The organism is Lysobacter sp. Soil_N_23 (assembly GCF_057656135.1).
In genome coordinates, this window is the sequence record NZ_JBDGKY010000001.1 from 267,050 (window position 1) to 278,956 (window position 11,907).

An 11,907-nucleotide genomic window follows, 5' to 3' on the forward strand; every position below is an offset into this window, starting at 1 on the left:
ACACCATGCACGACCCGTCACGCCCGATCGTCATCGAGGCCGTCCTGCTCGGCCAGGCGCGGCCCTACACGCGCCCCGGCAGCATCAGCGCCATCGACAAGCGGGCGACGACCGCGGTGGTCCGGATCGAAACGCTTGGCCTGGTCGGCGACGAGCAGGGCGACCCCCGCGTCCATGGCGGCCCGGACAAGGCGGTTCACCACTACCCGTTCGATCACTACGTGCGCTGGCGCGAAGACCTGGGCGACATGGATCGTCTCAAGGCCGCGGGGGCATTCGGCGAGAACCTCAGCAGCCGCGGCCTTACCGAGGACGAGGTCTGCCTGGGCGACCGCTTCCGCATCGGCACGGCACTGCTCGAAGTCAGCCAGGGCCGGCAGCCGTGCTGGAAGCTCAGTGACCGCTTCGCTGTCGCCGACATGGTGCGGCGCGTGCAGGACAGCGGCCGCACCGGCTGGTATTACCGCGTGCTGGAGCCCGGCGCGGTGCGCGCCGGCGACACGATGGCGCTGGCGGCGCGGCCGTTTCCGCAATGGTCGTTGCGGCGTCTGGCGGCATTGCTGTTCGAGCGCCGCCTGGATCCGGCCGAGTTGCGCCCGGCCCTGGAGCTTCCGCTGGTGCCGTCGTGGCGGAAGCTGATCGAGACCCGGCTGCAGCGTAGCGAGGTCGAGGATTGGGGCAAGCGCATCGACGGACCGTCCAGCTGAGCGACAGCAGGTCCCTCGCTGTGCTCGGGACGACGGCTCAGGCCGGCTGCAGGTTCGCGTAGGCCAGCACCAGCCACTTGCTGCCGGCATCGTCGAAGTTGACCTGCACGCGCGCATGCGCGCCGGCGCCTTCGTAGTCGGTGACCGTGCCGGTGCCGAAGCTGGGATGGCGCACCATCGCGCCGAGCTTGATCGGCGGCGCCTCGATCGCGGCGTGGCCCATGTCGCGGCGCGGCTGCGCGTTGTACATCGGCCGCGACACCTGCACCTTCGGCCGCACTTCGTGCAACAGCGCCGGCGGGATCTCGCGCAGGAAGCGCGACGGCACGCCATACATGTCGGCGCCGTGGATGCGGCGCGTCTCGGCATAGCTCAGCACCAGCTTCTGGCGCGCGCGGGTGATGCCGACGTAGGCCAGGCGGCGCTCTTCCTCGAGCCGCCCCGATTCCTCGGTCGAGCGGCCGCTCGGGAACACGCCTTCTTCCATGCCGGCCAGGAACACCAGCGGGAACTCCAGGCCCTTGGCGCTGTGCAGCGTCATCAGCTGCACGCCCTCTTCGCCGGCCTGGGCCTGGCCTTCGCCAGCCTCGAGCGCGGCATAGCTGAGGAAGGCGACCAGCTCCGGCATCGCCGCGGCGTCTTCCTCGTCGGTTCGGGTGAAGCGCGAGGCCACCGAGACCAGTTCGTCGAGGTTGTCCACGCGCGAGTCGAGCTGGCCACGCGATTCGTTGAAGTAGTGATCACGCAGGCCCGAGCGGACCAGCACGTGGTCGATCTTTTCCGGCAGCGTCATCGGCTGCACTTCGGTGTCGACGTCGTCGATCAGGGCGAGGAAACCGGCAATGGCATTGCGCGCCCTGGCGGTCAGGCCGTTCTCGCTGACCGTGCGCCGCGCCGCTTCCCACAGCGCGACCGCGTCGGCGCGGGCGCGACGGCGCACTTCATCGAGCGTGCGCTCGCCGATGCCGCGCGTGGGCGTATTGACCGCACGTTCGAAGGCGGCATCGTCCAGGCGCGAGGCGATCAGGCGCAGGTAGGCCAGGGTATCCTTGATTTCGGCGCGCTCGAAGAAGCGCTGGCCGCCATAGACGCGGTACGGCACCTGCTCCGACAACAAGGCTTCTTCGAAGGCGCGCGACTGCGCGTTGCTGCGATAGAGCACGGCGACTTCACCGAAGCTGCCGCCGTCGCGCACCCACTGGCGCAGGCGCTCGACCGCGAAGCGCGCCTCGTCCATTTCGTTGTAGGCGGCGTAAAGATCGATCGGCTCGCCGGTGCCGCTGTCGGTCCACAGGTTCTTGCCGAGGCGGTCGGGGTTGTGGGCGATGACGGCGTTGGCCGCTTCCAGGATGTTGGCGCTGGAGCGGTAGTTCTGCTCCAAGCGGATGGTCTGCGTTCCCGGAAAATCCTTCAGGAACCGCTGCATGTTCTCGACCTTGGCGCCGCGCCAGCCGTAGATCGACTGGTCGTCGTCGCCGACCACGAACACATGGCCGCTGTCGCCGGCGAGCACGCGCACGAAGGCGTACTGGATCGCGTTGGTGTCCTGGAACTCGTCGACCAGGATCTCGCGGAAGCGGTGGCGGTAGTGCGCCAGCAGCGCCGGGTTGTCGCGCAACAGCTCGTGTGCGCGCAGCAGCAGTTCGGCGAAGTCGACCAGACCGGCACGCTCGCAGCGCTCCTGGTAGGCGGCATAGGACTTGAGCATCACGTCAGCCCACGGGTCGTTGCCGGCCGGCTGGATGTTCTGCGGGCGCTTGCCCTCGTCCTTCTGCGCGTTGATCCACCAGGCGATCTGGCGCGGCGGGAAGCGTGCCTCGTCGATCTCCAGGCCCTGCACGACGCGCTTGACCAGGCGCAACTGGTCGTCGGAATCGAGCACCTGGAAGCCTTCCGGCAGCTTGGCCTCCTGCCAGTGCAGGCGCAGCAGGCGGTGGGCCAGGCCGTGGAAGGTGCCGATCCACATGCCACGGGCGCCATTGCGCAGCTGCCCGTCGACGCGCGCGCGCATCTCGCCGGCGGCCTTGTTGGTGAAGGTCACCGCGAGGATGCCGTGGGTCGGCACGCCGTGGACTTCGTTGAGCCAGGCGATGCGGTGGGTGAGCACGCGGGTCTTGCCGGAGCCGGCGCCAGCGAGGACAAGGTAGTGGCCGGGCGGGGCGCTGACGGCCTCGCGCTGCGCTGGGTTCAGCGCGTCGAGCAGGTGGGAGACATCCATCCGGGTATTGTAACGGGGCCGTCACCCCTCCCCCTGAAGGAATCGACGCGCCATGCGCTCGAAGCTGCTGATGCTGGCATTGCTCACCGCGGCCCCGGCCATGGCCGACGACGACAAGACCGTGGTGAGCGAACGCGTCCTCAGTGCGGGCGGCAATACGCTGCGCGTGGAGGTCGTCGAGCCCGCCGATCCGGCCCGGATCGACGAGCTGCAGCGCTGGCTGGCCGAGGCCGCCGGGGCGACGCTGACCGTATTCGGGCGCTATCCGCTGGCCGACGCGACGGTGCGCATCACCCAGATCGACAGCGACGACGACAGCCCGGTGCCGTGGGGCCAGACCCAGCGCGGCGACGACGTGTCGGTGCTGCTGTTCGTCCGCCGCGATGCCAGCCTGGCCGAGCTGCGCGAGGACTGGACGGCGGTGCACGAGCTCTCGCACCTGTTCCACCCGTACCTGGGGCGCGAAGGGCGCTGGCTGGCGGAAGGCCTGGCCAGCTACTACCAGAATGTGCTGCGCGCCCGGGTCGGCCTGCTGTCGCCCGAGGCGGCATGGCGCGAGCTCGATGCGGGATTCGCCCGCGGCCAGCGCGAGCACAGCGGCATGCCGCTGGACGGGCTCGGCCGGCGCGGCACGATGCGCGTGTACTGGGCCGGCGCGGCGTTCTGGCTCGAGGCGGACCTGGCATTGCGGCGCGATCACCGCAGCAGCCTGGATGCGGTGCTGTCTAAGTACTCGCGCTGCTGCCTGCACGGCACCGGCGAGGTCGCACCGGAGGCGTTCATGGCGAAGCTGGACGAGCTTGCCGGCGCGGCGGTATTCCTGCCGGCGTACCGGCATTACGCGCAGTCGCGCGAGTTTCCGTCGCTGCAGGCGGCCTATTCGGCGCTGGGCATCGAACGCGGCGCGGACGGACTGGTGTATTCCGACCGCGCCGACGAGCGGAAACTGCGCGCGTCGATCATGCGGCCCACATCGAAACGGTAGGAGCGAGCTTGCTCGCGATCAGGCGCTACCGCTGCGGAAACGCCCGTTCGCGAGCAAGCTCGCTCCTACGCGAATATGTCAGTGCGCGGCCTTGTGCGGCTTGGAGGCCTGCGCCATCAGCTTGTCGGTGTAGGCGATGCCGATCGCCGACAGGATGAACACGCAGTGGATGATGGTCTGCCACATCACGCCGGCCTCGGTGTAGACGGTCTTGACCGCCCCATCGCCTGCCGCACTGGCCGCGGCGGCAGCCGTCGCCGGGTCGGCGCCGAGCGCGCCGATGGCGATGAAGGTCTTGAGCAGGTGGATCGAGGAGATGCCGATGATCGCCATCGCCAGCTTGACCTTGAGCACGCTGGCGTTGACGTGGCTCAGCCACTCCGGCTGATCCGGGTGGCCTTCCAGGCGCAGTCGCGAGACGAAGGTCTCGTAGCCCCCGACGATCACCATCACCAGCAGGTTGGAGATCATCACCACGTCGATCAGGCCGAGCACGGCCAGCATGATCAGCTGCTCGCTGTACGTGGTCGCGTGCGACATCAGGTGCCACAGCTCCTTGATGAACAACACGACGTACACGCCCTGGGCGACGATCAGGCCCAGGTAAAGCGGCAGCTGCATCCATCGCGAGCTGAAGATCAGGGCCGGAAGGGGATTGAGGGGGCGTTCGGACGTCTGCGTCATGCGGCGGGGCCGGGGCGGCTGGTCAGGGGGCCGGCTAGGGTACCGGCCGGCAGGAGGCACCGCCACCGCGCCTTGCCTGGACCTTGCGCGTTCTGGCCGTTCGGCACGCTCCCGGACCCGGTCGCCCGCTTTACACTCCGAGATCCCATTGCCAGGGCGTCACTGATGATCGACCTGCATTACTGGCCGACCCCGAACGGCCACAAGATCACCCTGTTCCTCGAGGAGGCAGGGCTGGAATACACCATCCATCCGGTCGACATCGGCGCCGGCGACCAGTTCAAGCCCGAATACCTGAAGATCTCGCCGAACAACAAGATGCCGGCGATCGTCGACCGTGCACCTGCCGACGGCGGCGAGCCGATCAGCGTGTTCGAATCCGGCGCGATCCTGCTGTACCTGGCCAACAAGACCGGCCAGTTCTTCGCCGACGACCTGCGCGGCCGCGTCGAGGTCAACCAGTGGCTGCACTGGCAGATGGGCGGACTGGGGCCGATGACCGGCCAGTACGGTCACTTCCACGTCTACGCGCCCGAGGACATCGCGTACGCAAAGGACCGCTACAAGCGCGAAGTCCTGCGCCTGCTCGGCGTGCTCGACAAGCGCCTGGCCGACCGCGAGTTCATTGCCGGCCACTTCAGCATCGCCGACATGGCCGCGCACCCGTGGATCAATCCCTACACCAAGGCGCCGCTCGACCTGGAACCGTTCGCGAATCTGCGCCGCTGGCATGCGGCGATCGCCGCGCGTCCGGCGGTGCAGCGCGCGTACGCGGTCGGTGAACGCTACGGCGCCAAACGCGAGATGACCCCGGAAATGCACAAGATCCTCTTTGGCACACCTGAGACTAAATGAAGAACTTCACCGCCCGCGGCGCTGCCGCCTGCCTGCTTGCCATGTCGATTGCCACTGCACCCGCCCTCGCACCAGCTCAAACAAACGTGCCGACTGCCCCCGCCGCACCGCAGAAGCTGACGCTCGAAGCGCTGGCCGGTGATGCGCCGCTGTCGGGTCCGAGCCTGATGAAGGCGAAGATCGCGCCCGATGGCAGCCGCGTGACCTTCCTGCGCGGCAAGGAGAACAACAAGAACCGCCTCGACCTGTGGGCCTACGACATCGCCAGCGGCCAGACCGTGAAGCTGGTCGATGCCGACGACATCCTGCCCGGCGACGAGGTGCTCAGCGATGCCGAGAAGGCGCGCCGCGAGCGCCAGCGCATCGCCGCGCTGAGCGGCATCGTCGACTACCAGTGGGCGCCGGACAGCAAGGCGCTGCTGTTCCCGCTCGGCGGCGAACTGTACGTGTACGACTTGAACAAGTCGGGCAAGGCCGCGGTGCGCAAGCTCACCAGCGGCGAAGGTTTCGCCACCGACCCGAAGCTGTCGCCCAAGGGTGGCTTCGTCAGCTTCGTGCGCGACCGCAACCTGTGGGTGATCGACCTGGCCAGCGGCAAGCAGGTCCAGCTCACCCGCGACGGCAGCGCGACCATCGGCAGCGGCGTCGCCGAATTCGTCGCCGACGAGGAAATGGACCGCCACACCGGCTACTGGTGGGCACCGGACGACACGGCGATCGCATTCGCCCGCATCGACGAAACCCCGGTGCCGGTGCAGAAGCGCTACGAGGTCTACCCGGACCGCACCGAAGTGGTCGAGCAGCGTTATCCGGCCGCGGGCGACCACAACGTGCTGATCAAGCTCGGCGTCGTCGCGCCCAAGGCCGGTGCCGCGCCGAAGTGGGTCGACCTGGGCAAGGAGCAGGACATCTACCTGGCCCGCGTCGATTGGCGCGACCCGAAGCACCTGACCTTCCAGCGCCAGTCGCGCGACCAGCACACGCTGGAACTGATCGAGAACGACCTGACCACCGGCAAGCAGCGCGTGCTGGTCACCGAGACCAGCAAGACCTGGGTGCCGCTGCACAACGACCTGCGCTTTCTCAAGGACGGCCGCATCCTGTGGAACAGCGAGCGCAGCGGTTTCGAGCATCTGTACGTGCTCGATGCCGACGGCGGCAACGCGCGCGCACTGACCAGCGGTGACTGGCCGGTCGACGGCGTGCTCGCGGTCGACGAAGCCGCCGGCCAGGTCTACTTCGCCGCCGGCAAAGATTCGCCGCTCGACGCGCAGGTCTATCGCGTGCCGCTCGCGGGCGGTGCGATTGCGCGCCTGTCGAAGGCCGACGGCGTGCACAGCGCCAGCTTCGCCACCAATGCCAGCGTGTTCGTCGACAACTGGTCCAACCCGACCACGCCGCCGCAGCTGGAGCTGTACCGCAACGACGGCACGCGCATCGCCGCGCTGCTGGAAAACAAGCTCAGCGACCCGCAGCACCCGTACGCGAAGTTCGCCGCCGCGCAGCAGCCGATCGAATTCGGCACGCTCACCGCCGCCGACGGCAGCACGCCGCTGCACTACAGCGTGCTCAAGCCGGCCGGTTTCCAGGCCGGCAAGCAGTACCCGGTGGTGGTGGTGGTCTACGGCGGCCCGGCCTCGCAGACGGTCAAGCGCACCTGGGCACCGGACTTCAACCAGTACCTGGCGCAGCACGGCTATGTCGTGTTCTCGATCGACAACCGCGGTACGCCGCGTCGCGGCGCCGCGTTCGGTGGTGCGCTGTACGGCAAGCAAGGCACGGTCGAAGTGGCCGACCAGTTGCAGGGCGTGGAATGGCTGAAGCAGCAGCCGTGGGTCGATGGCAAGCGCATCGGCGTGTACGGCTGGTCCAACGGCGGCTACATGACGCTGATGCTGCTGGCCAAGGCCTCCGACCAGTACGCCTGCGGCGTCGCCGGCGCACCGGTCACCGACTGGGGCCTGTACGACTCGCACTACACCGAGCGCTACATGGGCCTGCCGGCCGGCAACGTCGACGGTTACCGCGAAGCGCGCGTGCTGCAGCACATCGATGGCCTCAAGTCGAAGCTGCTGCTGATCCACGGCATGGCCGACGACAACGTGCTGTTCACCAACTCCACCGCGCTGATGAGCGCGCTGCAGAAGCGTGGCCAGCCGTTCGAGCTGATGACCTACCCGGGCGCGAAGCACGGGCTCAAGGGTGCGGACAACCTGCATCGACTGCGCCTGACCGAGGAGTTCTTCGGGCGCTGCCTGAAGTGATCGATGCCCTCCCACGCGCCGCGGGGGAGGGTTCTCGCCCCCTCCCTTCCGCTGCGGAAAAGGTTTGTTCAGCGCGCCGATGTCTTCGCATCGAACGCGCTGGCGCAGGCCGGGCATTTGACTTGCGGCATGTGTACGGTATTCTTCCGTACAAGGAGAGCCGCCATGACCACTGCTGCCGCCCGTCTCGACCTGCGCCTGAGCCCAACGGACAAAGCGCGTATTACCCGCGCCGCCGACCTGCGAGGTGTGCCACTGTCCGCTTTCGTACGTGATGCGGTACTGCGCGAAGCCGAAAGCGTCATGGCTGCCGAACTGACGGTCACTCTGTCGGCTGAAGAATCCCGGCGTTTCCTCAAGGCACTGGATGCCCCCTTCCAGCCCAATGCCAAGCTGAAGAAGGCCCTCGCCCGCGTCGGGCAGACCTGATTCGTGCTGGTTGTCGAGCAACTCAAGCCCAAGCGGCACGATCGCGATGGGTTCGCGTGTGGCGAGCCCACTCTTGATGCCTACCTGCGCCAGCAGGCCGCCCAGCACCACCGCAACGGCATCAGCACTACACACGTCCTGGTGGACGACGCCGATCCGACCCGAATCCTCGGCTACTACAGCTTGTCCGCCGCCCAACTCCTGCTGACCGACTTGCACGAGGCGGAACGAAAGCGCCTGCCCGGCTACCCGGTGCCGGCCATCCGCATGGGACGGCTGGCCGTCTCAAGCAGTGCGCAGGGGAAAGGTCATGGTGATTACCTGCTGGCGCATGCTGTGGCGCGCTGTCGGGGACTGCGCGAGCAGCTTGGGGTGCACGTGCTGCTGGTGGATGCATTGCACGAGAAGGCGGCCCGTTTCTATCGCGCCTATGGCTTCCGGGCGGCTACTGCGAATTCGCATGCGTTGTATTTGCCGTTGGGGAATTCGTGACCCAGGCGGCTACTTCAACTGATACCACACGGGCCCGGATGCCCGCTGGAGGATCAGGTGGTTTCCAACCCACTTGTGTGCGGAGCCCCACGTTCCTGAAACGTGTTCGCGGAAGCAACGTCACTGGGTCCCCGCCTTCGCGGGGATGACGGTGAAAAGCCCCTCTCCCGTTTACGGGAGAGGGGTTGGGGTGAGGGCCACCGAAGACCAGGCAACGAAACACCGAAGCGTCGTCCGCCGGGCCGGGGATTGCGCAGCAGTGGGCCATGGATGGCCCACGCCCCGCACTCGGACAGGATGTCCGACTAAGGGGCGGAGCAATCCCCGGCCCGGCGGACGCCGCCGCTCCGCAGACGAAAGCCCCAGGAAGCCCCGTGACCTTCGGGGTATAGCCGCCAGCCCTCGCAGCCTCCATGCTCGCCGGACTGTCCGCTAGCCCGCGAAGCCATGATCAAGCCGCTGACCCTCGCCATCGCCCTGACCCTCGCCGCGGGCTCGCCCGCCCTGCTCCAGGCCGCCACGCCGGCAGCCAAGACGCCCGCCACGACATCTCCCACAAAGTCCGCCGCTGCCGCCAAGGCCTCGCCGGCCTGGGTGACCAAGAGCAACGAGTACGCGCAGATCCTGCTGAAGGCGCAGGCCGAGTTCGCACCCGAACAGATGTCGTTCTTCGGCGTGCCGGGTTACGACGACCGCGTCGCCGACCTCAAGCCCGACAACGCCAGGCGCTTCCGCGACGCCACCGCCAAGGCCAAGGCCGAACTGCAGGCCAAGCTCGCCACCGAGCGTGACCCGAACGTGCGCCAGGACCTGGCGATCATGATCCAGGCCGCCGACGAGAACATCGAAACCAGCGCGCTCAACGAACGCCTGACCCTGCCGTGGACCGATGCACCGCAAATGGTCTTCAGCGGCATCCAGGGCCTGCTGTCCGACCAGACGCCACCGGAACGTCGTGCGCGTGCGCTGGACCGACTCAAGGCCTATGTCGGCCAGGCGCCTGGCACCACCCCGATCACCGAACTGGCACGCGCCCGCTACGAGGAGCGCACCGGCGACAAGGCGCTGCTGCGTCCGACCAGGCTCGAAGTCGAACAGGCACTGGGCAACGTCGACACCTACGTCGCCGGCATCAAGGACCTGTTCGCCAAGTACAAGGTCGCCGGCGCCGAAGAAGCGCTCGCGGCGATGGACACGCAGCTCAAGGCCTACGGCCAGTGGGCGCGCACCAGCGTGCTGCCGGAAGCGCGCACCGACACGCGCCTGCCGGCCGAGCTGTATGCCAACCAGCTCAAGCAGTACGGCATCGACATCGATCCGTTGCTGCTGATCCGCCGCGCCCAGGTCGAGTTCATGGAAACACGCGCGGCGATGCAGCAGCTGGCACCGCTGGTGGCCAAGGACAAGGGCCTGAAGGTCAACGACGTGCACGACTACGTCGGCGTGATCGCTGCGCTGAAGCAGCAGAACATGCCCAACGACCAGCTCGAGGCGCGTTACCGCACCGTCATCGACGCGATCGACCCGATTATCCGCGCCGAGCGCATCGTCGACGTGCCGCAGCGGCCGATGGTGATGCGACTGGGCAGCGAGGCCGAATCGGCCGCACAGCCGGCACCGCACTTCCTGCCGGCGCCGCTGATCGGCAACACCGGCCAGCAGGGCCAGTTCGTGCTGCCGGTGTCGGTGCCCACGCCGGACGGCAAGGCGCTGTCGTACGACGACTTCAACTTCGATGCGGTGCGCTGGACGCTGTCGGCGCACGAGGGCCGTCCGGGCCATGAGCTGCAGTTCACCGCGATGGTCGAGCGCGGCATCTCGCTGGCACGCACGATGTTCGCCTTCAACTCGGTCAACGTCGAAGGCTGGGCGCTGTACGCCGAAGCCGAGATGGTTCCGTACGAGCCGCTCGACGGCCAGCTGATCGCACTGCAGTTCCGCCTGATGCGCGCCGCACGCGCGATGCTCGACCCGATGCTCAACCTGGGCCTGATCGACCGCGAGGCCGCCGGCCGCATCCTGCGCGAGAAGGTCGGCCTGTCGGAAGCGATGACCAAGCAGGAGCTGGACCGCTACACCTTCAACGCCCCGGGCCAGGCCGGCAGCTACTTCTACGGCTACACGCGCATCCTCGAGCTGCGCATGGAGACCGAGGTGGCGCTGGGCGACAGGTTCGACCGCCTGGCGTTCAACAACTTCCTGCTCGACCAGGGGCTGTTGCCGCCGGATCTGCTGGCGAAGGCGGTGCGGGAGGAGTTTGTGCCTGCTCAGAAGGCGAAGAAGTAGGAGCGCCCTCACCCCAACCCCTCTCCCGCAAGCGGGAGAGGGGCTTGAGAGTCCCTTCTCCCTCTCGCGGGAGAAGGTGCCCGGAGGGCGGATGAGGGGCTTAAGCAGTCCCTTCTCCCGCTCGCGGGAGAAGGTGCCCGGAGGGCGGATGAGGGCAGCTTTTAGCTCACGCGGGCCAGCATCCGCTGGTGCCCGATCAGGCGGGCCCAGCGCGCCCCCACGTCGGTCATGCACACATATCCGGCTTCACCGGCCAGGCGCAGCCAGGTGCGCGCGTCCAGGCGCAATCGCGGCTCGGCCGCGCAAAGTTCGGTGTCGAAACCGAGTTGCCGGGCGAACAGCGCGCAGCGGGCCAGGTGATAGCGACTGCTCAGCAGGGTCACGCGCGAGCGCATGCCCTCACCCAGCAGCGTCCTGGCATTGCGCAGGTTCTGCAGGGTGTCGCGCGACTGCGACTCGAGCAGGAGCGGAGCGTCCTGCGCCACGCCACGCGCAAACAACCCCCGCCGCGCCAGTTCCGCCTCGGTGGCCTCGCCGGGCGCGCCACCGCCGAGCAGCACCACGCTCGCCGGCGGCCTGTGTGCCCACAAGGAAACGGCCCGGTCCAGGCGCGCTTCGAAGTCGTGGTCGATGCGCCCTTGCGGTGAATGCTTGCCGAACAGCAGCACGCAACGTCCCTGCTGCGGCAGGCAAGGCGCCCGCCTTGCCACGCGCAGGACATGAACGAAGTAACCGAGGTAGACCAGGCCCGCACTGAAAATGCAGGCCACGCCGGCCACCGCCATCGCGTGGAGGACATCGCGGTCGCCGAACAGGGCCAGTCGATGTGCGGTGCGGCTGGTCACTGTGAACGGGGGCATGAACGGGCGGAAACCAAGGCCGTTCAGTTTACGCGGCCGACGGGGCGCAAGGGCGCCGTCTCTGGGCGCTGGCTATAATCCGCACTCTTGAGAAGAGAGTCCTGCGTGCCGACTGCACCGAGTTCCG

Annotated in this window: 10 protein-coding genes; 7 read left to right on the forward strand and 3 right to left on the reverse strand. The window is 67.9% G+C overall.

Annotated features, from left to right (window positions below; genetic code table 11):
- The first annotated feature begins 5 nt into the window (after positions 1–5).
- Complete coding sequence (locus tag AC3A3X_RS01135) at positions 6–707, forward strand: MOSC domain-containing protein (RefSeq protein ID WP_487581221.1); 702 nt, start codon at positions 6–8, stop codon at positions 705–707.
- Between the two features lie 37 nt (positions 708–744).
- Here the strand turns inward: AC3A3X_RS01135 and uvrD are convergent, their stop codons facing one another.
- Complete coding sequence (uvrD, locus tag AC3A3X_RS01140; RefSeq protein WP_487581222.1) at positions 745–2,925, reverse strand: DNA helicase II; 2,181 nt, start codon at positions 2,923–2,925, stop codon at positions 745–747.
- A 52-nt stretch (positions 2,926–2,977) separates the two neighbouring features.
- Between uvrD and AC3A3X_RS01145 the strand changes: the two genes are divergently transcribed.
- Positions 2,978–3,910, forward strand: coding sequence for a hypothetical protein (locus AC3A3X_RS01145; RefSeq protein ID WP_487581223.1), 933 nt, complete (start codon positions 2,978–2,980; stop codon positions 3,908–3,910).
- A gap of 78 nt (positions 3,911–3,988) precedes the next feature.
- On the opposite strand, the gene AC3A3X_RS01150 is transcribed toward AC3A3X_RS01145, so the two are convergent.
- The gene (locus AC3A3X_RS01150) at positions 3,989–4,594 is read right to left on the reverse strand and encodes a TIGR00645 family protein (RefSeq protein ID WP_487581224.1); all 606 of its coding nucleotides are present in this window, start codon (positions 4,592–4,594) and stop codon (positions 3,989–3,991) included.
- Between the two features lie 165 nt (positions 4,595–4,759).
- On the opposite strand from AC3A3X_RS01150, the gene AC3A3X_RS01155 reads away from it, so the two are divergent.
- The 5 genes from AC3A3X_RS01155 (at position 4,760) to AC3A3X_RS01175 (ending at position 10,920) form a co-directional block, all read left to right on the forward strand.
- Positions 4,760–5,449: a glutathione S-transferase N-terminal domain-containing protein gene (locus AC3A3X_RS01155; RefSeq protein WP_487581225.1), complete on the forward strand. Its 690-nt coding sequence runs from the start codon at positions 4,760–4,762 to the stop codon at positions 5,447–5,449.
- 41 nt (positions 5,450–5,490) lie between these two features.
- Positions 5,491–7,713 (forward strand): S9 family peptidase, encoded by a 2,223-nt coding sequence (locus AC3A3X_RS01160; protein WP_487581348.1) that lies wholly within the window; start codon positions 5,491–5,493, stop codon positions 7,711–7,713.
- Between the two features lie 165 nt (positions 7,714–7,878).
- A complete protein-coding gene (locus AC3A3X_RS01165; protein ID WP_487581226.1) occupies positions 7,879–8,142 on the forward strand; it encodes a type II toxin-antitoxin system TacA family antitoxin in 264 nt (87 codons plus the stop codon).
- Between the two features lie 3 nt (positions 8,143–8,145).
- Positions 8,146–8,634: a GNAT family N-acetyltransferase gene (locus AC3A3X_RS01170; protein WP_487581227.1), complete on the forward strand. Its 489-nt coding sequence runs from the start codon at positions 8,146–8,148 to the stop codon at positions 8,632–8,634.
- A gap of 450 nt (positions 8,635–9,084) precedes the next feature.
- Positions 9,085–10,920 (forward strand): DUF885 domain-containing protein, encoded by a 1,836-nt coding sequence (locus AC3A3X_RS01175; protein ID WP_487581349.1) that lies wholly within the window; start codon positions 9,085–9,087, stop codon positions 10,918–10,920.
- Positions 10,921–11,081: 161 nt separating this feature from the next.
- Here the strand turns inward: AC3A3X_RS01175 and AC3A3X_RS01180 are convergent, their stop codons facing one another.
- Positions 11,082–11,780, reverse strand: coding sequence for a YdcF family protein (locus AC3A3X_RS01180; protein WP_487581228.1), 699 nt, complete (start codon positions 11,778–11,780; stop codon positions 11,082–11,084).
- Between the last annotated feature and the right edge of the window lie 127 nt (positions 11,781–11,907).